We start from the raw sequence: 25298 nt of genomic DNA on the forward strand, positions 1-25298 counted from the left end.
TCTCCCCTCTTCCTTCTCTCCTATCAATCACCAAAAGACATACCCATTGCTTTTGCTCCTTGAACTAAGAAACCTTCTTTATCTACAAAATTGTAATCTTTGACTGCTTCTTCAAGGCTGACAGAACAGTAATTGTTGTTCTTAAATGATACCATTTCACCAAATTTTTCATTCTGAACTAATTCAAAAGCCTTAACTCCAAACATGGTGGCCAAAACTCGATCGTAACTTACCGGTGTCCCCCCTCTTTGGATATGCCCTAAGACGGTTTCTCTTATTTCTGGTTTACATCCCGCAGCTTTGAGTTCTGCGGAAAGTTGGAAAGCAACACCGCCCAATCTGAGGTGTTCTGAAACCATCTCTCTTTCTGATCCGATTACTTTACCATCTTTTGCCTTTGCTCCTTCAGCAATTACAATATTGACAAAACCACGTCCCTTTTCGTATCTACTTTCTATTTTTTCTTTGACTTTTTCTATGTCATAAGGAATTTCGGGAATTAAGCAAATCTCTGCTCCTCCAGCTATTGCCGTATGAAGTGCAATCCAACCAGCATCACGACCCATTACCTCCATGATCATTACACGATGGTGGCTTTCCGCTGTAGTAACTAATTTGTCAAAACTGTCGGTAGCTATTTGAACGGCTGTCTGAAAACCGAAAGTAGTATCGGTAGCTGATAAATCATTGTCAATTGTTTTAGGAACACCAATTATTGGGACACCCAAATCAAATAAGGCTTTGGATATTTTTTGGGAACCATCACCTCCTATATTGATAACTGCATCAAATCCAAGTGATTTGATCTTCTTTGCTAATGTATCTGTTCTATCTTCAAAAACTATATTTCCATTTTCATCTTGAACTGGAAACTGAAGTGGATTTCCTTTATTGGTTGTTTTCAAAATGGTACCACCTTTTACGTGGATTCCTCCGACTTTTGATTTTGTCAACTTCACAATGTGGGTAGGTTCTGCCATTACACCATTAAATGCCTCAATACTTCCATAAATTTCCCATTCTTTGGTTTTTTTGGCAGCTTTAAAAATCCCTCTAATCACAGCATTCAATCCTGGGCAATCTCCTCCTCCTGTACAAACTAGCAATTTTTTCATCTTTTTAAATTTAATATCTTCCGATCAAACAATTATTTCTTTCTTATAAAGATAGCTTAGATATATTTGTTTACTTACGATCAAAATTAATTTATGATGAAGAAAAATTTACTTTTATTCAAATTCTGCCTTTTGATGGTTTTATCTATCAACCTCCAGGGACAACAATTAGACGGCTTCCAAAAATCTTCTTCCGATAAGCAACTGGCAACGGAAAAGGAGTTTTTGGAAAAGGTCGACTTTTCGAAGTTCAAAAAGCACCTTACAGCCATCACATCTGATCCACATCCAGCAGGTTCGGAAGCAAATGAAAAAGTAAAAGACTATTTGGTCAAAACGATGCAGGCTGCCGGCTGGGATGTTCAAGTACATCCCTATGATGTTTATCTTTCTAAGGAGCCTGGAGAATCGCTGGTAGAGATAGTTAGGCCAATGAGGAAACCATTGAACCAACAGGAATATATTCTAGAGGATGATCCTTATTCTGCCCATCCGGATCTTTGGAAGGGATGGAATGCATTCTCAGGAAGCGGGGATGTGACAGCAGAAGTTGTTTACGCAAATTATGGTACAAAAGCTGATTTTGAAAAATTGAAATCATTGGGGATTGACATCAAAGGAAAGATTGTACTTGCAAGATATGGAGGGAATTTCCGTGGATTCAAAGCCAAATTTGCTGAAGAAAATGGTGCTGCAGGATTATTGATATTTACTGACCCAGGAGATTCTGGCTATATGCGCGGTTTGACCTACCCAGATGGGATTTTTTACAATGAATCTTCCATTCAAAGAGGATCATTACTGACAGTGGACTGGACAGGAGACGCATTGACTCCTTTCGAGCCAGCCTTGCCTTTGGATGGGAAAAAGAAGGTAAAAAGACTGGAAGAAAGTGAGGTTGGCTTACATACAATTCCAGTTACATCGCTTCCTTATGGATCTGTTAAGGAAATCATTGAGTTGATGCAAGGATCTCCCGTTCCTACTGGATGGCAAGGTGGCTTGCCATTTACTTATAGATTGGAAGGTGGAAAAGATCTTAAGGTCCGACTAAAAGTAGATCAAAAAAGAGAGTTCGTTAGGGCCAACAATGTCGTAGGAACTCTAAAAGGATCAGAGACGCCAGACGAATGGATTATTCTTGGATGCCATTTTGATGCTTGGAGTTTCGGTTCAACAGACCCAAATAGTGGCACTGCCATGCTTTTGAGCTTGAGTGAAACTTTAGGCCAATTAGCCAAAGATGGAAAAAGTCCAAAAAGGTCAATCTTGATAGCGCATTGGGATGCTGAAGAGCATGGGGTAATTGGATCTACGGAATGGGTGGAGCAATTCAGAGATGAATTGGGAGCAAAGGCAGTTGCATATATCAACTTAGATGCGGCAGTATCCGGTAGGAATTTTGGTGCTTCATCCTCTCCTACTTTAAAGAAAATCATCATGGAATCTGCCAAAGCTGTTGTATTTCCTGATTCAGCCAAGTCTGTTTTTGAAGTATGGGCAAAAAATCAACCTGAACCAACTATAGGCAATCTTGGTGGTGGCTCAGACCATATTGCCTTCTATATGCATGCAGGAATTCCATCTTTGAGCGGAGGTGCTAGCGGTCCGACTTTGTACCACACCAATTATGACAACCTACATTTCTACGAAAAATTTGCAGACCCTACTTTCAAAATGGGAGGAGCAGTAGAGCAGTTAGTAGGAGTTATGAGTTTAAGATTAGCAAATGCCGAAATCATCCCCTATCACAACAGTCGATATGCACAGGATTTGGAGATACATTTTGAGAATGCAACAAAAAAAGTGAAAGCATATGATAAGGATTTTGAAAGCTTCACCAAAGTAACAGAAGCCATCAGCGAACTGAAGTTGAGTGCCAATAGCTTGGATGAAAAAATTGCAAATTCATTGGCAAATGGAAGTTTTGAGAAGAAAAAATTGAAAGAAATAAACAAGGCTTTGATCAGTATGGAGAAGAGCTTTATTGATACTAAAGGTATGTATTTTGGATCTTGGTACAGATCACTTTATGCTGCAAACGATCCATTCAGTGGCTATGCATCTTGGATATTGCCAGGAATTGAATATGAAATCGAACTTAAATCTTCGGATAGACTTCAAGAATGGGACGAGCGATACAGTACTGCAATCTTGGATTTGAAAAGGAATATGGATGAATTGATTGGAAAATTGTAATATTCTGAAATTGTAAAAATAAAAAAAGACCGACTTCAATAAGCTTGAAGGTCGGTCCTTTTTATTATATAGAAACTAGAATCTTCGAAACCCATTTCTTTTGGCTGATGAAATATTTTCGATTTACCAAATTGATTAAATAGCTATATACATCTTGATTTACCTGAAATACTCACTGCTAATGGAATCGAGACACTTGACAATAGACACATGCCATAACCGTTTTTCCAAATAAATGTAAATATTCAACTATTTGATCTTCAACCTATTTCCAGGGGTATGACTTTTGAACTCTGGTGCATAAACACTCTCAATTTTTGTAATGCCATTGGCAAAATCTCCAGCTTGGCTAGCCCGAACTTCATATTCAAAAACATAAATCCCTTTCTTCAAACTATCAAAATAGAAGTGGGTCGAAGCATCTTTATGACTTTCGTAATACCCTACTCCATTTTGGAACTTGTATCCTGATAGGACTTGTATAGGCTCCAATCCTGAAGCCCTTTGATCTGATAGATGAACAAAGTCTATGTCCCTATCCAATTTTACTTCTATTCTAACTTTGACCAAATCACCTATTTTGATCGCATTTTCTTCAGAAATCCTCACAAATTGAATTCCAGTCGGTGTATTGATCTTGGTGAATAATTCCTTTGAAATTTCCACGACTCCATTTGACTTTGAAATTTGATTTAAATCTTCAAAATACTGCCAATAGAGCGCTCCCCAAAATACAGTTTCTCCGTTATTTACAATTGAAACATCAGCCATTTCAGTAGTGATGTCTTTTTGGTTCCAAGTTTTTTTCAGGTAACCACCATCCAAAATCTCTGTATCATTATTTGACTTTGATTTAAGAAAAACTTCATCCCCTACCATAACTTCTCCATCAAAATCTATTGCTGACCAAGAGCTGTAGTTATTGAAAATTGCTGAAACAGCACTTACAGTAGATTTAGATGTTGGCCAATGATTTGTCTGTTTTTGCCTCAAGAGCCATCTCACCAACCCATCTATGAACTTCCCATTTTGTTCTTTTGAATGAACCAGCTCACCAACTTCCTTAAACAAGTCTATCATTTGGGCATGAATTTCTATTGGAGAATTTGCCCAAGACATTGTTGTATTTTCCAATTTCCAATAATTCCCCATTTCTTCTGAACTAATGCTATTTTCCAAAAAAGACTCTAGGATTGACTTATATTCATTTTTGTCAAAGGCTTTCAAAATCCTAACTGCTTTGATCCTATCGGACATTTCTAAAGCTACCCAATTGCTCTGCAATTGAATAGTATAGAAATTCATAGCTTCTTTTAATTTATCTGAGTCAATGGAAGTTTCATTTACCAACAATGTGTACAACACATCAAGTTCTCTTGATCCTAATTCATAACCCGGAAGATAGTTTGAGTTATTTCCAATGCTTTTCAATTCTTTTTCCTTTTGAAGTTTGTCAAATTTTTTGATCAAATCTTTCTGCAAGAAACTCAATCCTTTTTCTATCATTTGATCCAATTCAACGGAAGAAAATTCAAAATTCATTCTTTTCAGTTTTCCGAATGATTGCAGAATATGGTTTGTCATTTGAAAATTAGAATATGTAGAACCTTTGTACCAAACAAACCCTCCATCTGACATTTGAAAGCTTTTTAGCTTTTGGAGGTCTTCTGCAATGGAATTCTTCAACTTAATTGGATCCAAAAGTTGACCCAGCCTTTTCACTTTGTTCTCGTCACTTTCAGCTTCTTTGAGCCAAGGAGTTTCCTCCAAAATAATAGATTTCAAATCTTTATTTTTAGCGAACTGATCTTCTGGAATGTTTCCATTTGCCAAATTTTCCAGAATTGACTTCAATTCTGGAATTGTATTGACAAGTTGTAGTCCTATGGAGTTTACAAAAATTCTAGAAAGTAATTGCTCTGAATTTTCGTCTGATAGATCGTCAATATATGGTATGGTCTGCAATACATACCACAATGGATTGCTAGTCAACTCAAAGGACAACTTGTGATTTATTATTGTTTCAGAATTGGGATTTTTTAATTTATCAAAGGTAAATGTTCTATTTTCTCCTTGATTTGCCCATACTGGCATTGTTTCAGTGATTAGGATCTTTTTTTCTAAAATGGGGAAAATGGATTGTTCCCCATCAGAAAAATCATCCGTAAGTGCCAAAACTTTGTATTGCAATAGCTGTAAACCTTTGGGAACTTCGATTTCCCAATCTACATTTATACTTTCGAATGGTTTTACCTCAAATTCAAAAACGGGAATTTTTTCCAATTCTCTTACATTTTGACCTGTCAGCTCATTTACAAAACTTAAATGAGCTTTTCCTTTTTGGATTTTAGGACTCAGATTGCTGACCTTAGCAGCTAAAACCACCTTATCCCCTTCTCTCAAAAATCTAGGAAAGTTAGGTGTAATCATCAATTCTTTTTGTGTTACCACTTCTGCTTCGCTGTAAGCAGTTCTCAGATTCTTACTATGGGAAAGGAGCATCAATTTCCAATTTGTAAGCGACTCTGGGGCATCAAAGGAAAAACCAAACTCACCTTTTTTATTGGTCTCCAAATGTGGATAGAAAAAGGCAGTTTCCTTGAAATCAGACCTTATTTTCACTTGATTGATTATCAATTTATCTGAAACAGATTGATCGAAATCAATAATTGATGGAGGAGGGACGTGGAAATCTCCATTTACTCCCATTACCCTTTCTTCCAAGACTAGTCCATCATCTGAAATTTCACTCACAGCTGCATTTGAATTACCTCTGACCATTATACTGACTTTTTCTTGGCTGTCATAACCTGTGACAGTTATTTGGTCTAGTTCTTTGAATTCCTCTGAAAGCATGATATGGAGTACATTATTGCCTTCAAGCCAAATCCTCTCTGACTTGTATAATGGATACTTAATCAATAATCCACTTTTTGAATCAGCTTTTAAGTAAAATTCCCCCTTCGAATTGGTATTGACAGAGGCTTCGGAATTATTGACTGAAACTACCGCAAATTCCAAAGGGTCACCGTACACATCTGTAACTATCCCTCGGACATAGCCATGCTGAACTTGATGATCGGTAGATTTCATAACCTTTGATTTCAAAAAATTCTCTCTAATCGTAGAAAGATAGGATCTATTGGTATAGCTATTTGAAACTAGGCTCAATCCAAATCTTTCAAAATCTGGAATTTCACCCAAACTGTGCTTTCCAAGATAGGAATATGAATTACCGATTAAGCTAGCATATCGGGCCTGTTTAAACCCATTGTTAGCTACAATCCTTACAGGTGGATAAAAATTTTGTCTTTCATTGTGATCAATAGACCATCTGTTAGGAATGTTGGAAAGTTGGTCCAAAGAAGCATCATACATACCTGCCAATACTTCTGAAGCGAATTTTTCCTTATCTTCTCCCTTAATCTTGAATGTCCAATGTTCTTTACTACCGGGCTCAAGCTTGTTTCGAAACGTTTCCATTACGATTTTGACAGGTTTCAAACCACCTTCTACAATAACATTTTCGGAACCCGAAAAGACCTCATTTCCAAAAGCATAATAATAATGGATAATTATATTTCCCTCATCTTCTTTATTGACCAGGATCTTGATTTTTTTTATTTCTTTGCTCAGTTTTAGGTTTTGCTCTGATTCTACTTTTCCCTTTTTTTCAACCAAAACTGTAACAAAAAGACTGTCGGCAGCTGTACCAATATCAAAATGAATTTCATCATCTACTCTATAAGTTTTCTTATCCATAGAATATTGAAAAAGTGCATTATCAGAAACAGTTTTGGAAGCTCTATCAATCAGCTCAAATTCTTTCTCGACAATGACTCTGAATCCCAAACTATCAATAGCAGAAATTTCCACAATATAAGTTCCAGGAATCCATGATGAATAATCTGGAAAATCGATTTCTTTGGAATCTGCGGTATTGAAATCAATTTCCTTTACTTTTTTTCTGTTGTTTTCATTTATCAAAAATTCATCAAAAGGGTATGCATCGTGAGGAAACAATTCAATAAATTCCTCCTTCGACCACCTTGGATAATCTGGGATTTGGCTTTTATTCATTGGCAAGGTTACCCGTTCTGAAAAGTTCTTCTTGTAAAAAGTGATGTTCCCTTTAGAATTAATTGCTTGTTCATTGAGATTCATCCCTGAAATTTTGATTTTTTCAACCGTACTGTTTTTGAAAATCTTTTCGGAAATCGAAGCATTTAAGATGATCGAATGATAGCCTGCACTGATGATTTTTTCAGAAGTCCTTGTTTCTCCATTGATATCTGTCACCTCTACTTCTAATTGGTATTGAAATACTGGCAAGTCATTTTTATCAATGCTTTGATCAGGAATGGCAACAAAAGCAAGCTCAAACTTCCCTTCCTGATCTGTTTTGGTGTTACCATAAATTATTTCTTGCCGAACTCCGCTTGAAAAATACCTTGATCCCTGTTTTCTGTAATACCATGGAGACATTTGGGTGGTTCTATAAATCCTGTACACAACCTCTCCATTGGAAATAGAATTCCCCGAAAATGCCATGGCTTCCCCTTTGATTTTTACGGTATCATTTACTTGGATGACTTCAGAGATTTCCGATATACTTACTTCAAATCGAGGCCTCTTATATTCTTCTACAGAAATAGAAACAGCAGAGTGTTCAAAATTAGTGTGATCATGATCCAAAAATCTACTTTTCACATCATCATCTTCTTCAATCCTCAAAAAGTAATTACCTGTCAATCCTGATGAAGGAATTTCAAATTCACTTGAGAAACTTCCAAATTTGTTTGTTGTAATTTTCAATGGTCCAATATTTTGGCCTTTTTGATTTGATAAAGTAGCAATTAGAGATTCTCCTTCCACTATTTCACTTTTCCCATTATCCTCTTTGACTAAAATTCCTTTAAACAAAACCTTTTGGCCTGGTCTATATATCTTACGGTCTGTGAAAATGAATGCCTTTACATTAATATTATTTTTACCATGATCGTTATGATTTTTGTAAAGACTTAAATTTTGAAAGCGAATGCTGTCATTTTCAAACTTGACTTCCATTGCTAGATTAGAAAAATATTCTGTGGGATTTACTTCTAAAGCTCCATTTTCATCTGCAAAAAACTTTTGGTTCAATAATGGAGATATTTGATTTTTTACATGTGATAGGAATTCTACAGATGCACCAGGAATCGATCTTCCACTATTCCTATCCAAAATTCTAAAGATTGTCTTTGCATCTTCCTCTAGTTTTATATAGGATAAATTTGAGACATCAAAAAACGAATAGCCATGGTTTCTGTTATTTACAGGATTTTGAGACAACAATAAATAAGAACCATTTTCCAACTCTGGTAGCATGGCTTCCATAGAATGTAAACAAAAATCATTTTCATTGATCAACTCTTCTGACCAACTCAACATTGATTCGAGACGACTTATCAATAAATTTCTCTCTTCAGGTTGATAAGTTCTTTGAAGCTCCATATTGATCTTCGGATCCAACTTGAATAGCTTAAAATTCAAACTATCAAGATTTTTGTAAGTGATGAATATTCTGGAAGAAGTGTGAATCGGAATTATTCCATTCATTTTTATCCTAGAATAAGGTTCTTGAATGGTGGACAAGAGTTCTGAACAAAAATTTGCTCCGGCACTTTTTGGGAAATCAAGCATAGCTTTTTCGCAAAGATCAACTGCCTTTTTTGCGTAACTAATGGAAGATTTAACCATTTCATTTTCCTCAGACTTAGCCAAAGTATAATAAGTATGAGCCAATCTATATTGAAGAAATGCGCTTATTTCTAATTTTTTATATTGGTCGATCAACCCACCTAATGCCTCTATATAATAGCTTTCCTTATCAACTGAAACAGATACATTTTTCAAATATTCCAAACGATCAGAAAGCCAAAAAGCAGTTGCAGTTTGATCATCTTTATTTTTGTGATTTTCAATAATATCACTGTATATATCAAGTACTATAGTTTCATGGGATTCATCTATGTCAGATTTATTCCCTTCAAAGAGATGATCGAAAAAAAATTGCTTATCAAAAATCCTAAATTTATCAAAAGGTATATTTCCAGGAGCTTCATTATTCTTGAAAAAATTAATAGAATTTTGAACCAATAAATCATAAAGACTCAATTCGTAAATGGAAGAATTATCATATTGATCTTCTGAAAGAAAGACAAAAAATCCCCAGGAAGATTTTGGTACTTCCTGTAAGGTTGAACTGTTTTCAATTGACTCCAAATAGAGAGTCTTTATATATTTTACTATTCCTACTGCATCCCAAGTCCTGAAATCTTCTGAATTGACTACTTCTACCGTTTGCATTCTATTCAAATATTGCCAACGATATCTAGAAAAATATTCCTGAAGCAAATTGGCAAATACACTTTGCAATATATTTTTATAATAGCCCTCGGCAAGATCTATTTCTTCTTCAAACCTTTTGAAAATTTTCAATTCAGCATCTTCTTCCAAAACCAATGTGAATTTGCTTTGATAGATTAGAGATTTTACGATTTGATCCCGATTGTTTTCTTCTTTTGCTTGATGATAAATGGAATCTACCAGCACCAATGCTGATTTAGGAAGGTCTTTTAGCTCAAAAATCTCTACTTGCTTCCAAGTTTTTTCAAAGTCAAAATCAATTGTTGCATTGACATTTTTTGAATAAACAACTAGAATAATAAATAGTACAACACAATAAAAATTTTTCATATGTTATGGTTTAGGCGAATATTAATCTAATTATTTTGAATTCAATTTAATATTTACGGTTAAAAACTTAATTTTGTTTAATCATCAAAAATTTGGAACAAAACAACTTGAAAAAAGAGACTTCTTAAGTAGGAAACAAAAAATGTTAAAAAATTCAAAAACATTTCAGATACAACTAATTTCCTCATTGTATATTTTACTCTATGTATATCCGCCTACTTACAAATAGCCACTTAAAATAATGTATTCAGTTCAATACATCAGCAGTTGTTGACCGTAAACTGTTGTCTATTGACGATTATCAGCATGATTTATATGTTTTAATATACGTACTTGTACACAAGCGGATAATCATATTTTAATTTATCTAAATAGCAATCAAACCACCCACAACTCTATTTCGAAGTATCTTTTAAGATTCTTTCGGTTTTTAGAATTGCGGATAAAACTTTTAAGCAGGAATCAACAACTTTTCAAGCATCATTAGCTTTTCTTCAAATTGCTCTTTCATCTTGATGATCTTTTCTTCTGTTTCTACTGGACCCTCTTCCAAAAGCCTTTTGTAGTAAGCGACTCCTTGTTTAAGGTTTGATTTAAATCTATCGACGAAACTTTCGAATTTTGCGGGTTGCTCTTCAAGATAATTGTCCATCTCATCTTTGAGATAATCAATATATAGCTGTAGTTCTTTGACAAAAACATGTGGACGTTCCATATCTCGTATGATTGAAATTTTACCATAGATGTGCCCAACCATTTCTTTCAAGCTAAACACACCTGAAAAATAAGCTAAGTTTGGCCCAGGGCAGATAGTGACTGCTTTTAGGTTTCTGGCAGGTGCTTCTCCATTTGTAAGCAAAACAGGAGCTCCTAATCCTTCGCAGAGACAGTCTTTTTCAAGAATCTTTGCTGTATTCTTCTCAAAGTCTAAAGCATCTGTAAACTTTGTCTTCATCTCCTTCAATTTAAGATTCAAGTATTGCCTCGAAGCCGTGCAAATTGGTTTTTCAGTAAATTCTGTATTAAATGAAAGGAATTTTTTGTAGCAAGGACTCCCTGGCCTGTCCTTTTCTACCCTTTGTCTTCTTTGATCTTCAGCACTGCTCGTTCTTAGATTATTGAACCGAACTCCCAACGGGGATGCATGGCTGAGATAATAATCGGATTTCTTAGCATTTATCAACTTTTCCAATGTTTCTTGATCTACATTCGTTGCTTCAGGAACCATTAGAAAAGGACTCCCCCAGCCTGTTCCGTCGAGTTTATAGTGATTTCTCAAGAACTCATCCTCGTAGGCTGTGCCAATTCCTCCCTGCACAGTGATCAAGACTTTTTCATCAGAGAGTAAAAGATGTTTTCCTTTTGCTAGTAGCGTTTGGTTGCAAGCTTCCCACAAGGTTTGGTTCAGCGTATCTCTGTTCGATTTGAACTCCTCCAAAATCGGTCCTAGTAGAATACCATCTGTCGCAAAGGCATGACCTCCACAGTTGAGTCCTGATTCAATCCTGAATTCGGACACCCAAAGTCCTTTCTTGGCAAGAAACCTCCCTTGAATAAGGGCAGATCTGTAGTCACTCACCTTTAGAATGATCCGCTTTTTGACGTTTCCTTTGGAATCTGGAAAAAAATCCTTGAAATTCTCCATATAGCTGAACAAAGCAGGATTTAATCCTGCCGAAAAAACCACAGATGAATTTAACTCACTATTTGCAAATCCTCGAAGTGCAGACAAAGCATCCGAATCCTCTCGAGGCAATTCGTCTCCGTTTGCAGCATAATTGAGCTTATCGACTTTTGTCATGATATTGACATCTATCTTGCCAGCTTTGATAAAATTTCTCAACTGATTTTCTACCAATACTCTGGATTCCGCATTCAGGCAAAGCATACTTTTGTATAGTTCAGCTGCTGGATGTGAATCAGAAAGAAGCTCAAAATAAGTATCTATCTCATTTCCTTTTCCAAACTCCTGTGATTTAAGATTTTCTAAATCTGCATCTACTTGTTCTGAAAGAAAATTAAGATAGGCGGTTATCCTTTTTGCTCTACTATCGGGTACTTTATCTTCAATTGGAAGATATGGCACTTTATTATGGCGGCTCTTGATTCGTCGCATATTTTCCAAAAGCGTGTCATCCATGATGGACACTACTGATGAAATACCATACTTTGCTACTTTTAGAGGTGTTTCCAAAGTGTAGCCGAGTCCCATTACAGGAATGTGAAAGCTATGTGGCTTGATATCGTTGAAAGTCATTTTCGATTTTATTTCAGTAATAAGCTTCAAAATTACTGCGATAAAACCGCCAAAAAACTAATATACATCAAGCCAATTCCTGATAAAAATCAGGAAAAATATTAGTCTTCTTTTTTGCCTTTGTACAATTCATATTTAAGAAGTCTACAATCGATAGTTCCATTGTAGAACTCAATCTTTCTAGAAGGCCTTAATCCTACCCTCTTTGCAAGATCCAAATTTCCAGTAAATACAAAGCCTGTGTAACCTGCACATTTTTGCTTCATAAAATCTCCCAGTCTTTTATAGGTAGCCTCGAGTTCATCTTCTTCACCCAATCGCTCTCCATACTCTGGATTGACCATCATGATACCCGCTTCACTCTCTGGAATTGTGGTATCTTCAAAATCACAGACTTCATACGAAACCAGATCCTCAACTCCAGCCGTTGCTGCATTTTCTTTGGTAAATAGCACAGCCTGTTCTGCTATATCAGATGCAAAAACTTGAATATCTCCAATTGGTGTGATCTTTTCTTCTAAATCGGCCTTCATCTTAAAATAGACTGCTTCATCATATCCAATGATATGCATAAATGAATAATGGTCTCTGTAAAGACCTGGAAATCTATTTGTAGCAATCAATGCAGCTTCTATTGCCAACGTACCAGAACCACACATTGGGTTGACAAATGGACTTTTTCTATCCCATCCACTAGCATAAATTGTGGCTGCCGCCAAAGCCTCGAGCATCGGAGCTTTACCAGGGATTTTCCTATAGCCATGCTTCGCAATAGTCTCGCCAGATGTGTTGACATATAGTGTCGCTTGGGTTTCTTTCCAAAATAATTGAAAGACCGCTCCTTCGTAAGCAGAGCCAGTATCAGGTCTTACTCCTGTATTTTCCCTAAATCTATCTACGATCGCATCTTTTATCCTGACATTCACAAAAAGTGGATTGTCAACGCTGTCATTTTCTACATGAGAATTTACTGAAAAATAAGTATCCTTTGTGATATATTCTTCCCACGGAAGTGTTTTCACTCTTCTGTAAATATCATCTGCATGATGCAGGTAGAATGATTTGATCTCAAAAAGAACATGACTAGCCACCCTCAAATGCATGTTGAGATACATACATTCATTCAATGAAGCATACAATTCTATATAAGTTCTGAAAACGTTTTTTGGCTTAAAACCAAGATCCTTAAGCTCTTGCTCTACGAATGGTGAAAACCTATCTTTAAAAGTAATGACTACTTTGCCTTTTTGCGTGAAATCTAACATAATGCAAAAGTAAGAAATCTCAGTGATACCCTAATTATTTTTATCAATCAGAATCATCTTCTATGATATTTACATTAGCACTTACGAATGGACTGACCATGAAATAACCCAAAACTTGTCCAGACCCATCAGCTGGTTTGATGTTTGATACGGGATTTTGGGGTGGTGGGCTAAATAAGCCTCCATCATTGAAAAGTAGATTTACCAGTTGGGACATATATTGATAAGCATCGTCATTGAGTCTATAGAGCTCCAATCTTACCCTATCGCCTTCATTGAATGGAAATCCACCCAACTCAAAACCCCTATCTAAAATAGAAGTCCCAAATGTATCATCGAACAGCAAATAATCAGATCGTCTGTTTAGAAGTGTATCATTTCTGACGATTTTCATTCTATAATTATTTTGCTCTACAAAAGGAATCTTTCCGTACAATGTCAGATAATATCCTTCTTCTCTGAAAACACGCTCCTCTTTATACTCAAAAGTCAACGAATCCAAAGTTGGGGGTTCGAGCATCGTTCCTTGAGCAATATACTCTTTGTCTTCAATGATTACATGCAATTCGTAAATCTCTCCCAATCGTCCCGTCCTATTATTAGCAGGAAGGTAACTTAAAAGTTGTTCATTGAATTGAAATGAAATTCTTTGACCATTATTCAAGTTTAAAATAAATACTTCTGCATCATTGATTACTTTGTTTGGTTCTTCAGAATAATAGTCCCTTGAGTAACTTACATGCACCTGATTAAGTCCTGCTGAATTCGTCCAAACACCCTCGATTACTGGTATTTGTCCTGATTCTTTCAATTCAAGAACAACTTCCTCCTGGCAGGAAAAAAAAATTAGTGCGATGAAAATATAAATAATGTTCTTCATATCAGAAATTGAAATTGTAAGTTACAGAAGGAAGGAAGGTAAATAAGTATGTCATTACCACTCCAGGTCTCCTTGATTCCACTATATTCGTTTGACTAGGAGTAAAATTGATCTGATCATTAAAGATCTCTGTAAATTGATACGCAAATGGGTTCTTTCTGCCATAGAGGTTATAAATACTGAAATTCCAACTTCCTTTCCATTTTCTCCCCTTATCTACATTTTTCCAAGTAACTGAGGCATCCATTCTATGGTAATCAGGAAATCTATCGTCATTTCTCAACCCACTGTATAAAGGCAGTCTTTGATTATCTACTTCATATGTACCTACCGGAAAGGTAACGGCCTGTCCTGTTGTATACACGAAAGTCAATCCCGCAGACCATCTTTTGTTGAATTCATGATTCAGAACCAGCGTCAAGTCATGCGGTCTGTCAAAGCGTGGATTGTACCATTGATCGAAACTAATCCCGTCAATTTGTCTCCAAGTTCTTGAATAAGTGTAGCTAAGCCATCCAGTGGTTTTTCCAGTGTTTTTTCTTAGGAGTAGTTCCAACCCGTAAGCATAGCCATCTCCTGTAAGGATTTCGGATTCTACATTATCTGTGAACAAGATATTTGCTCCTTGTCTCAAGTCGATGATGTTCTTTATGTCTTTGTAATAAAGCTCTCCGGAAACTTCCCATTTATTCCCTTCCAGGTTTTTAAACATCCCCACAGAAACTTGATCTCCCCTGATCGGCGGAACATAAGTACCAGCCAAAATCCATCTGTCAATAGGAAGACCTGCCGAACTGCTGGAAGCTACCTGAAGGTATTGGAAATTTCTGTTATAAGATGCTTTGATGGATAAGTCATCTTGGATCAAATACCTGAACGAAAGTCTAGGTTCGAATCCATTAAATCCTTTGATTTTTTGAAATGAGCTAAAGACCAAAGAGTCTGTGATCGCTACATCAGGGCTCGGAATACCACCTTCATAAATATAATCTACTCCCCTTCCATGAAGTTGAAATATCGCCCATCTGAGCCCTGCATCTACACGAAATCTATCTGTTACATCTGTAGCAGCTCCAATGAAAACATTGTTTTGCATTCCATTTCTTGGATTGGTGGCAATAGGTTCTATCGCACTTCCCGGAGCTGGATCCAGACTTATTGGTGCAAAATTATACAGTTGGGAATGTACACCCCAATTGATAAGCGTGTTTTCACTTACGTTAAAATTCCATTCAGCTTTCACACCCGATTCTGAAAGCCGATTCCCCCATTTGAAGCCATTGTCTGGATCATCAAAATTCACATTGTATTGATAAGCACTATGATATGCATTCAGGTCAAAAAATAATCTTTCGGAAATATTGCGATTCCAAGTAATTGAAGTTACCCAGTTGTTCCATCCAAGTCCAAACTGAGATGAAAGCCCAAGAAAGTCAGATCCATAATATGATGATACTGATAATTTGTCTTTCTCTCCGAGTTTGAAAGTAAACTTTCCGCTCAAATCATAGAAGTAGAGATCATTGCTGTTGATTTCGGGATCGGAAGATAATCGTAAAAACATATCTGCATAGGTTCTTCTACCAGATATTACAAAACTGGAATTTTCGGAAAACAATGGGCCATCGACAGTCAATCTAGAACTGATCGTACCGATTCCTCCTTCACCTCTCACTTTTTCATAATTTCCTTCTTTCAGCGAAATGTCGATCACACTAGAGATTCTCCCGCCGAAATTTGAAGGTATATTACCTTTGTAAAACTCTACTCCGCTTAATGCATCTGGGTTGAAAACTGAGAAAAAACCAAAGAAATGGGAAGGATTGTAAACGGGCGCCCCATCTATTTGTATCAAATTCTGATCTGCTGAACCCCCTCTCACAAATAATCCAGTAGTACCTTCACCAGCTGTCTGAACTCCAGGCAATAATTGTAAACTTCTCAACAAATCCACTTCTCCAAATAGTGCTGGGATATTTTTGATCGTCTCGATTGCAACGACTGATTTTCCCATATCCATACTTTTAACATTTTCATCCGGTCTCCTGTCCCTGATAATCACCTCTTCCAATGCCATTTGGGATTCTTGAAGGAAAAATCGCAATGGCTTGCTAAGGTCCTTTTGATTGATTACCCTAATGGATTCCTCAAAACCAATGTACGAAACAATCAACTTAGAAGGTAAGTCCACTTTTTGTAGACTAAAGTTGCCTTCCAAATCTGTTACTACCCCTTTTTGTGGCTGGCTTTCCCAATAGACATTTGCTCCAGGTAAGGGATTGTTGGTAGCAACTTCAAATACTTGTCCTACTACAAATGAGGATTCTTGTGCCTTACTTAGATTGGGATTTATCAGGGTGAACAGCGGTACTGTGAATATTAAAATCAATAAAAAACGCATAAGGAAAATTGCTTTCAATGGATAACGGCTTTTTAACCATTAATGATTGCGAATATCTGAAAAAAATATGAACATGAATAAAAAAAGACGACCTACAGCAAATTAGACCATGCAATTTCCCGAATAAGAGAAAGCATCAGTATCCTGATTTCCACAGGAGAAAAAAAGTAAAATCAAAAAACAGTGGGAAATCGTAATCGCTACACTTCTAAAATGGATCATATGGTTGAGAATTTGAATACAAATAAATATATTGATTTTTTAAATCAAAAAAAGCAAAGTACAATCTAAAAAACATGGACAAGATTAAAATACTCATCGCTGGTTGTGGAAATATGGGATCATCTCATGCAAAATCCTATCACCAAATGAAGGAATTTGAAATTTGTGGACTTGTATCACGAGGTGATAGCAAGGTAACCTTAAACAAGGAATTGGGCAATGCCTATCCATTGTTTGAAAACTTTGAACATGCCCTTCATGAAACCAATCCTGATGCAGTGTGTATTTCTACTTATCCTGACACCCACGAATCTATGGCAATCAAAGCCCTCGAAAAAGGCTGTCATATTTTCATAGAAAAACCTTTGGCAGATACTGTAATCGGTTCTGAAAGAATCGTAGAAGCAGCAAAAAAAGCCAACAAAAAAGTAGTCGTAGGATATATTCTGAGACATCATCCATCATGGGAGCGATTTATCCTAGAATCCCAAAAACTCGGAAAACCTCTTGTGATGCGTATGAATCTCAACCAACAATCTCATGGATATATGTGGGATGTACATAAGAATTTGATGCAAAGCTTAAGTCCGATTGTAGATTGCGGAGTGCACTATATCGATGTGATGTGTCAGATGACGAGAAGCAAACCTGTCGCCGTATCGGCAATTGGCGCAAGGCTCACAGAAGAGATCCCAATTGATAATTACAATTATGGTCAGTTGCAAATCCGATTTGAAGATGGATCTGTGGGCTGGTACGAGGCTGGATGGGGACCTATGGTGTCTGACAATGCTTTTTTTATCAAAGATGTATTTGGCCCAAAAGGATCTATTTCTATCGTAGCTGACAATGCTTCTAGCAAAGGGAAATCCGACAATATTGATTCACATACACAAACAGAAAAAATCAAAATCCACATTGCTGATTTGGACAAAAAAAACCAGTTTGTCAATGAAGATAAATGGATAGCAATGAATGACGAACCCAACCATCAAGAGCTCTGCAACAGGGAGCAGGATTTTTTCCTCAAAAGCATCCAAAATAATATAGATCTGACAGCGCATTTGGAAGATGCCATCAACAGTCTAAGGATTGCATTTGCTTGTGACGAATCGATTAAAACTGGAAAAATGGTATTACTAAAGTAAATAAATGTAGATCAAAGCAACCAATTTGGGTTTTGAAAAATGACTGGAACATTTCATGTTTAGGGATTATTTTCAAGAAGGAATACCAGAATAATTATCTCTAAAAATTTTAAATATCAATTTTTAATTATGATATTGATTATTCTTTCAGAATGAAAATTCACCCTTTCATTATCACCTCGAGCACCTCTTGTTCACCAGGCAAGGAAGATGTTTAATTTACCCATTTGCTGATTATATATGAAAAAAAATGATTCTCGTTTTGAGTCTATTTTTGAGATATTGCCTGTCCCTACTTGGGAAGAGGATTTTTCTGAAATTAAATCTTACTTGGATCAAATTGGTCTTCTTGGAAAGGACGAATTATTTATTAGGGAATATTTCAAAGTTAATTCGAATGGACTTAAAGACTGTATTCTAAAAGTCAAAATAATAAATATTAACAAAGCATGTTTGGAATTGCATGATGCAGTTTCTAAGCAGCAATTGATAGATAATTTTCTGAAAATTTTCACTGAAGATTCTTGGAGCATCCTGATAGATCAGGTTATTTGTATCTGTCATGGAAAATCAAAGTTTGACGTAACTACCAAGACCCGCTCACTTAATGGCCAAATAAAAGATATTGAACTAAAATGGTCAGTTGTACCGGGGTTTGAAGACTGTTTCAGCAGCGTAATCATCACAACCATAGATATAACTTCCCGATTAGATACCGAAAAAGCACTTTTGGAAAGGAACAGCTTTATAGAGACTACCCTTGAGCATTTGCCTATAGGAGTAGCTGTCAACAACGTGAAATCAGGTGAAGCGACCTTGATGAACCAAACATTTTCAAGAATCTACGGCTGGCCAGCAAATGAATTAAATAGTGTAAAAAGTTTTTTTGAAAAAATATTTCCTGATCCAAAGGAAAGAGACATAATCTCATCCCAAATCAATGCTGACCTTGAGAGCAATGACATCAATAGAATGTATTGGAATGACATTGAAATCACAACAAAAGAGGGTGAAAGAAAATTTGTCTCCGCAAAAAACATCCCGGTCTTTGATCAAGACATTATGATCTCCACCGTAATAGATGAAACAAAAAGAAAGCAATCTGAAGACGCCATAATCAAGAAAACAAAATATTTGGAATGCATCTCAAAGATTGTAGAATCTTTATTGACATATGAAGATTGGAATAATGTATTGAAGCACTCGTTGGCAGATATTGGAAAAGCAGTCAATTCGGATCGGGTTTGCTATTTAAAAAATTCAATTGATCCTACATCTGAAAAATTAATAGCCAGACAAGTGTACGAATGGTGCAAAGAAGGAATCACACCGCAGATTGACAAAATGCAATATCAAGAGATCCATTTGGAGCATTATCCGAATTTTTTGGAACGAGTACTCAATAAAGCACCTTATGCGGCTGTTTATTCACAAACAAAAGGGAATGAAAGAGAGCTTCTAATTGATCAAGGTATCAAATCAATAATTCTCTTGCCAATCTATTTCAAAAATACATTTTTTGGGTTCATTGGGTTAGATGATTGTAGAGCAGAAAGGGCTTGGTCAGAAGATGAAATCTCGTTTTTACAAACCATCACTTCAAATTTTGGTGTTGCCATAGAAAAAGCGGCATTCGAAGAATCACTCAAGCTAGTAAACTCTGAGTTGAAGGAAAGCAACAAGAACTTAGTACTTTCAAATTCTGAATTGGAGCAGTTCGCCTATGTTGCTTCCCATGATTTACAGGAACCTTTGAGAATGATTACGAGTTTTTTGGCACTGATTGAGAGAAAATACCAAGACAAACTAGATGAAAAAGGCAGGTCTTACATCCATTTTGCAACAGATGGGGCAAAACGCATGCGGAATATTATCTTGGATTTGCTGGAGTTTTCCCGAATTGGTAAAGTAGGTGGAATTGAAAATCAAAGTTTCAATTCAAAAGAAGTTTTAACTGAGGTTGAAAAGCTTTTGAAAACACAAATACATAATAGTCAAGCAATTATTATTTCAGAAAATCTCCCTTACATCTATTCCAAAAAAACTGCTTTTCAACAACTGCTGCAAAATCTAATATCAAATGCTATCAAATACCAAAATAAAGGTAATCAACCAATTATTCATATACAGTGTGAGGACAATAATCACGAATGGTTATTTTCAGTAAAAGACAATGGTTTGGGCATCTCCCCTGATTATTTTGAAAGAATTTTTATCATTTTCCAAAGGTTGCATGACAAAAATGAATATTCAGGGTCAGGAATTGGACTCGCCATTTGCAAGAAAATAGTAGAATACTTGGGTGGGAAAATATGGGTAGAATCACAAATCAATGTTGGAAGCACCTTTAACTTCAGCATTCCCAAAATTAAAATTGATTAAAAATCAGTATGTCTATCCGCTTGATTGCACGTAGCCAATCAATAGAATGTTTGATAAATGATTAGAGGTTCTATTGACAGTTGACAGTTGTCTGTTGACGAGAATCCGCAACACATAGTGCCTCTTCTGAGCCAACGTGCAACATTGCGGATACTCATAAAAATCAGTAATCAGACTTGAATTCACAAACTCAAAACAACCAAATCACCAAACGAAATTGAATAGCAGTCAATAATATAATACCTTAAAAATACCATAATATTTTTGGAGCTATAGTATTTATACTAAACACTGGACTACAATATTTGACAATGAAAGATTCTGAATTAAATATCATCAGCAAAATAAACCTCGGAAAACATTATCAGAAAAATGGGGTAAAATCTAGCCTTGGAGAAGGCAGTACATTCTATTTTTCATTACCATAAAAAATTAACCATTACTAAGATGGAAGACAACTCACTGATAAAGAAAATTTTCTACTCTTCTCCATTACCCTCTCTTTTGATATTGGCGAATGATCCTATTTTCACCTTAATTGAGGCCAATGAAGCATATTATAGAATATCTAACAGCAATCCTAGCGATCTTATTGGAAAGGGGCTTTTTGAGGCTTTCCCACAAAATCCCAATGAAGATTCTAGCCCACTCAACAAGCTGCTGAAAGCAATCAAAATTGTCATTGATACAAAAAAGTCATTCAAAGCACCGATTCAAAAGTATGATATCCCTGTAAGAGGTACAGATCAGTTTGAAGTCAGGTACTGGGATCCTCTTTTCACTCCGATATTTGATGAGAACGATGAAGTATCACATATTCTTCATACCACGGAAAATGTCTCCTCTGCCGTAGAAGTAGAAAAAGCACTTTTCGATTCTAACAAAAAACTCAATGAGTTGATCACCTCGATTGACGGTATTTTTTGGGAAGCAAAGCTGTCCCCGCTGATGTTCACCTATGTCAGTCCACAGTCTTACAAGCTTTTGGGGTTTCATCCAGAAGAATGGAAAGTGGAAGGATTTTGGGAATCCAGGATTCATCCTTTCGATCAAGAGTTTACAATTAACTATTGTTCAAATCAAGTTCAGAAAGGCTTAAATCACATTTTCGAATATCGATTTGTTGCAAAAGATGGCAACATTGTATGGTTGAATGATATAGTAAGCGTGATTACGGAAAATGGGAAACCAATTCTCCTTAGAGGAATCATGACAGATATCACTGCCAAAAAGAAGGCAGAATTGGAAAGGGATAAGAATAGAACCAAATTGGAAAACATCATGGATCGTTCTTTAGATATAATCTGCACGATTGATGAAGATGGTTTATTTAGGGAAATGAGTGCTGCAACGATGAAAATTTGGAGCTACCCACCCGAAGAATTGGAAGGGAAACCAATCTTGGATTTTATTTTTGGGGAAGATAGAGCGTCTACAAAAAATGCTCTGGAGAGCATTAGAAATGGAAACAGCATGACAAATCTAGAAAATAGATTTGTAAAAAAGAACGGATCAATATTGCCATTAATCTGGTCTATAAAATGGGATTCTCGGGACAAAACCTTCTATTGCATTGCCAAAGATGGTACAGAAAAGAAAAAAGCAGAAAGAAACAATGAACTAAGGATGGCGATCAATGCTATATTTTCTGAAGAGCTTGCGCTTGAAAAAATCATCCAAAAATCACTTGGACTATTTCTGAAATATTCAAATCTAGACTATGCAGAAGCTTGGCTACAAAGCATGGATTCGAACAACATTATCCTTACAGCATATGAAGGTCCAAAACACATCAATCCAATAAAAGAAATAAGGGCATATCACGACGAATCAGGCTTAATGGTTGAATTGAGCAAAAGCAGCAGTCCAATCTTCATCCAAGACCTGAAAGACCATAAAAATATAGTCAGAAATGATTTCATTGTCAACAATGACATCAGAACTGCATTGATATACCCTATTACCTTTGATGGGAAATTTATAGCTGGAATATTGCTTGCAAGTGTAGAAAGGGACGTGAATTTCGATGAAATACCGATTCTAGAAAGTGATTTTTTAGTAAAATTAGGGACAATGATTAGGAGAAAAAGAGCGGAGCATGAGCTCAATCTTTTCTTTGATTTATCTCCTGACTTGCTCTGTATTGCTGGATTTGATGGATATTTCAAAAAAATAAACAGATCATTTCCAAAAACTTTGGGATTTACAGAAGATGAAATCCTCCAAAGAAAATTTTATGATTTCAACCATGCTGATGATCAAAAAGCAACAGAGGATATCGTAAATATTTTAGAATCAGGTGAGTCAATTTCATATTTTGAAAATAGATATTTGACAAAATCAGGAAAATACATCTGGCTTGCTTGGACTTCAACACCGCTATTGGAAGAAAAATTGATCTTTGCCATTGGGAAAGATATTACAGAAAAAAAACTTCAGGAAGAAGCTATTCGAATCTCGAACAAAAAAGTGTCTGATACATTGGAAAGTATCCAAGACGGGTTTTATGCAATGGACAATCACTCCATTATTACTTACTGGAACAGTCAAGCAGAAGTTCTTTTGGGAAGAAAGAGAGATGAAGTCTTGGGAAAAAAAATATGGGAGATGTTTCCCGAGGCAACCAACCTTAAATTTTATCCAAAATTTTCGAATGCCAAAGAAACAAAAAAACCAATCAGGTTTGAAGAGTTTTTCCTTCCCTTAAATTCTTGGTTTGAGATTACAGCATTTCCATCAGAGGATGGTTTAACCGTACATTTCCGAGATATAACAGACAGGAAAGCAGCTGAAATACAGATGTTGGAGCTTAATAATATCCTAGCAAAAAATGCCAAAGAATTAGCCGAGTCAAATGCTGAATTAGAGCAATTTGCATTTATCGCATCCCATGACTTACAAGAACCCTTGAGGATGGTGACAAGTTTTCTCAATCAGCTTGAAAATAAATATTCGGATGTACTTGATGACAAAGGTCTACAGTATCTTCATTATGCTACTGATGGTGCCGTCAGGATGAGACAGATTATCCTTGATTTGTTGGAGTTTTCAAGAATTGGGAAAGTTGACCATTTGTTGGAAAATGTAGATTTGAATGATTTGATGCTAGAGATTGATCATATGAATTATGAGATAATCAAAGAAACCAAAACAGAGCTGACTTGGGATAATCTTCCTGTAGTCAAATTTGAAAAAGGTCCTCTCACACAAGTCTTCCAAAACATCATTTCGAATGCTATCAAATACCAGAATCATGGTAATACACCGAAGGTTCATATTTCTTATGAGCAGTCTGTCACTCATTGGACCATTTCAATTGAAGACAATGGAATAGGAATCGCACCAGAATATCAAAATAAAGTGTTTGAAATTTTCAAAAGACTCCATCGAAAAGAAGAATATTCCGGAACAGGTATTGGTCTTGCCATTTGCAAAAAAATAATCGAGAGAGCAGGAGGAAACATATTCGTCGAATCTGAAGAAGGTATGGGCTGCACGTTCAAATTCACCATAAAAAAGTAAATAAAAGCACCTAATTACACCATTCTACTGATCTAAATAACAAACAATAAAAGTTTGATTTTCATATAGTTATATTAAAAAAGTAAAATAGATGATTTTGGCCATAATCTACAAAAGAATAAAATCAGTTTAACCAAGTAGTTAATTAAACTTTTTTGTATATTACAGATGCCCATAATTATCACCAAAAAGCTATCTAAGACCTTGCTTACTTTATTTACAACATGGAAAATGTTCACATATTACTAGTAGAGGATAATGACGGTGACATTGTGCTCACACTCGAAGCATTGGAGGAAGCAAAAATGAAAAATTCAGTCAGTATCGTTAAAAACGGAGAAAAAGCAATTCAATACATTGAGAAAGAAAGTGAATTTGTAGATGTCACTTATCCCGACCTTGTTATTTTGGATGTTAACTTACCTCGGTTAAATGGACATGAAGTCTTGAAGTATTTGAAAAGTTCAGAAAAACACAAAAACTTACCTGTTATCATGTTGACAACTTCCTCTTCTTCATTTGACAATAATGAATCCACCAAAAATTTAGTAAATTGTTTTATTACCAAACCCATTACCGCAGAAGATTTTATTCGGGTAGTAACCAAAATTGACGATTTTTGGATCTCCGTAATAAACAAAAAACACCTTAATGACTGAGAGAAAAAAATGAGGTTAAAAAAAACAATTTTGATACAAGAATATTTATCTCTTAAATTACTTATTCAAGTATGAAAAAAATTCAAATCTTGCTGGTCGAAGATAATGAAGGGGATATTTTGCTTATCAAAGAAGCGCTCGACGATGGCAAAATCCTTCATGAATTAAATGTCGTCAAAGATGGGCATGAGGCAATTTTGTATTTGAATAAAGAACAGAAATATGCAAGTAGCGCTAATAATCCAGATATCATTTTGTTGGATATAAATCTTCCCAAGAAAAATGGTCACGAAGTCTTAAAACATATCAAAAAAACTGAAAAACTAAAGCATATTCCTGTAGTAATGTTGACGACTTCCTCCACTCCAAAAGATGTTTTGGATGCATATAAAGAACATGCAAACTGTTATATTTCAAAGCCTCTAGGAGGCATGGAGTTTCTCAAAGTCATTTCACAGATAGAAGACTTTTGGTTTTCCCTGGTAAAGCTCCCATCAAACAAATAGCCAT

12 protein-coding genes are annotated in these 25298 nt (G+C 35.8%); 6 read left to right on the top strand and 6 right to left on the bottom strand.

Annotation, left to right across the window (positions count from 1 at the left end):
- Nucleotides 1-23 precede the first annotated feature (23 nt).
- Nucleotides 24-1115 carry a 6-phosphofructokinase gene (locus MM236_RS03115; RefSeq protein ID WP_241273472.1) on the bottom strand — a complete coding sequence of 364 codons (1092 nt, stop codon included), beginning with the start codon at nucleotides 1113-1115 and terminating at the stop codon, nucleotides 24-26.
- 96 nt (nucleotides 1116-1211) lie between these two features.
- Here MM236_RS03115 and MM236_RS03120 point away from each other — a divergent pair, with 96 nt between their 5' ends.
- Nucleotides 1212-3314 carry a M28 family peptidase gene (locus MM236_RS03120; protein ID WP_241273775.1) on the top strand — a complete coding sequence of 701 codons (2103 nt, stop codon included), beginning with the start codon at nucleotides 1212-1214 and terminating at the stop codon, nucleotides 3312-3314.
- 249 nt (nucleotides 3315-3563) lie between these two features.
- Here the strand turns inward: MM236_RS03120 and MM236_RS03125 are convergent, their stop codons facing one another.
- From MM236_RS03125 to MM236_RS03145, 5 genes are all read right to left on the bottom strand, one after another.
- Nucleotides 3564-10052, bottom strand: a complete 6489-nt coding sequence (locus MM236_RS03125; RefSeq protein ID WP_241273473.1) for an alpha-2-macroglobulin family protein — start codon at nucleotides 10050-10052, stop codon at nucleotides 3564-3566.
- 451 nt (nucleotides 10053-10503) lie between these two features.
- On the bottom strand, nucleotides 10504-12309 hold the full coding sequence (locus MM236_RS03130; protein WP_241273474.1) for a hypothetical protein: 1806 nt from the start codon (nucleotides 12307-12309) through the stop codon (nucleotides 10504-10506).
- Between the two features lie 101 nt (nucleotides 12310-12410).
- On the bottom strand, nucleotides 12411-13574 hold the full coding sequence (locus MM236_RS03135) for a THUMP domain-containing class I SAM-dependent RNA methyltransferase (protein ID WP_241273475.1): 1164 nt from the start codon (nucleotides 13572-13574) through the stop codon (nucleotides 12411-12413).
- Between the two features lie 43 nt (nucleotides 13575-13617).
- On the bottom strand, nucleotides 13618-14454 hold the full coding sequence (locus tag MM236_RS03140; RefSeq protein WP_241273476.1) for a DUF4249 family protein: 837 nt from the start codon (nucleotides 14452-14454) through the stop codon (nucleotides 13618-13620).
- Nucleotide 14455: 1 nt separating this feature from the next.
- Nucleotides 14456-16855 carry a TonB-dependent receptor gene (locus MM236_RS03145; protein ID WP_241273477.1) on the bottom strand — a complete coding sequence of 800 codons (2400 nt, stop codon included), beginning with the start codon at nucleotides 16853-16855 and terminating at the stop codon, nucleotides 14456-14458.
- Between the two features lie 296 nt (nucleotides 16856-17151).
- Here MM236_RS03145 and MM236_RS03150 point away from each other — a divergent pair, with 296 nt between their 5' ends.
- The 5 genes from MM236_RS03150 (at nucleotide 17152) to MM236_RS03170 (ending at nucleotide 25294) form a co-directional block, all read left to right on the top strand.
- Nucleotides 17152-18225 (top strand): Gfo/Idh/MocA family protein, encoded by a 1074-nt coding sequence (locus MM236_RS03150; RefSeq protein ID WP_241273478.1) that lies wholly within the window; start codon nucleotides 17152-17154, stop codon nucleotides 18223-18225.
- Nucleotides 18226-18465: 240 nt separating this feature from the next.
- Nucleotides 18466-20607, top strand: coding sequence for a PAS domain-containing sensor histidine kinase (locus MM236_RS03155; protein ID WP_241273479.1), 2142 nt, complete (start codon nucleotides 18466-18468; stop codon nucleotides 20605-20607).
- A 447-nt stretch (nucleotides 20608-21054) separates the two neighbouring features.
- Nucleotides 21055-24129: a PAS domain-containing sensor histidine kinase gene (locus MM236_RS03160; protein WP_241273480.1), complete on the top strand. Its 3075-nt coding sequence runs from the start codon at nucleotides 21055-21057 to the stop codon at nucleotides 24127-24129.
- Between the two features lie 224 nt (nucleotides 24130-24353).
- On the top strand, nucleotides 24354-24788 hold the full coding sequence (locus MM236_RS03165) for a response regulator (protein ID WP_241273481.1): 435 nt from the start codon (nucleotides 24354-24356) through the stop codon (nucleotides 24786-24788).
- A gap of 71 nt (nucleotides 24789-24859) precedes the next feature.
- Complete coding sequence (locus MM236_RS03170; RefSeq protein WP_241273482.1) at nucleotides 24860-25294, top strand: response regulator; 435 nt, start codon at nucleotides 24860-24862, stop codon at nucleotides 25292-25294.
- The last annotated feature ends 4 nt before the right edge of the window (nucleotides 25295-25298 follow it).

The sequence above is a fragment of the Belliella calami genome (genome assembly GCF_022549695.1).
In the GTDB taxonomy this organism is placed as follows: domain Bacteria; phylum Bacteroidota; class Bacteroidia; order Cytophagales; family Cyclobacteriaceae; genus Belliella; species Belliella calami.

Coding starts and splice junctions, on each gene's coding strand:
- MM236_RS03135 (WP_241273475.1), bottom strand. CDS start 13,574: ATGTTAGATTTCACGCAAAAAGGCAAAGTAGTCATTACTTTTAAAGAT.
- MM236_RS03150 (WP_241273478.1), top strand. CDS start 17,152: ATGGACAAGATTAAAATACTCATCGCTGGTTGTGGAAATATGGGATCA.
- MM236_RS03140 (WP_241273476.1), bottom strand. CDS start 14,454: ATGAAGAACATTATTTATATTTTCATCGCACTAATTTTTTTTTCCTGC.
- MM236_RS03115 (WP_241273472.1), bottom strand. CDS start 1,115: ATGAAAAAATTGCTAGTTTGTACAGGAGGAGGAGATTGCCCAGGATTG.
- MM236_RS03125 (WP_241273473.1), bottom strand. CDS start 10,052: ATGAAAAATTTTTATTGTGTTGTACTATTTATTATTCTAGTTGTTTAT.
- MM236_RS03165 (WP_241273481.1), top strand. CDS start 24,354: ATGGAAAATGTTCACATATTACTAGTAGAGGATAATGACGGTGACATT.
- MM236_RS03130 (WP_241273474.1), bottom strand. CDS start 12,309: ATGACTTTCAACGATATCAAGCCACATAGCTTTCACATTCCTGTAATG.
- MM236_RS03120 (WP_241273775.1), top strand. CDS start 1,212: ATGAAGAAAAATTTACTTTTATTCAAATTCTGCCTTTTGATGGTTTTA.
- MM236_RS03155 (WP_241273479.1), top strand. CDS start 18,466: ATGAAAAAAAATGATTCTCGTTTTGAGTCTATTTTTGAGATATTGCCT.
- MM236_RS03145 (WP_241273477.1), bottom strand. CDS start 16,855: ATGCGTTTTTTATTGATTTTAATATTCACAGTACCGCTGTTCACCCTG.
- MM236_RS03170 (WP_241273482.1), top strand. CDS start 24,860: ATGAAAAAAATTCAAATCTTGCTGGTCGAAGATAATGAAGGGGATATT.
- MM236_RS03160 (WP_241273480.1), top strand. CDS start 21,055: ATGGAAGACAACTCACTGATAAAGAAAATTTTCTACTCTTCTCCATTA.